At 61.4% G+C, this 321-nt stretch carries 1 protein-coding gene; it reads left to right on the top strand.

The features are described from left to right. On the top strand, positions 1–321 hold a 321-nt coding region (locus tag BXP70_RS30285; RefSeq protein ID WP_179197923.1), incomplete at both ends, for a hypothetical protein.

Here is a 321-nt window from a genome sequence, read left to right as displayed (position 1 = left end):
GGAGCTTTGGGGCATGACGCCTGATGAGTTCAAATCCAAGTACAACCTGCGTTTCGCGGATAACGATACGTTCAACATTGCCGAACAGGACCTGCGTGAGTTCAACGCGGACCTGGTGGCGCTGCTGAAGCGTGGCTCGAACGAGCAACCGGGTGGTCCGTTTGCGGTTCGGTGGTACTTCAGCCGCTACAAGACGGACGCCAACGATACCTCGCTGGAGGAGCTGCCACTGGCGCTGCTGCACATCGGCTGTACGTGCCGCGTAGAGCTAGGCCGGCAGGCGGGCGAATACGTGCTGGTGTGGGACTCCAGCCCCACGGC

The organism is Hymenobacter crusticola, from assembly GCF_002154225.1.
Lineage (GTDB): Bacteria > Bacteroidota > Bacteroidia > Cytophagales > Hymenobacteraceae > Hymenobacter > Hymenobacter crusticola.
The sequence above is the reverse complement of the archived record's forward strand: the minus strand, read 5'-3'. Positions and strand labels throughout refer to the sequence as shown.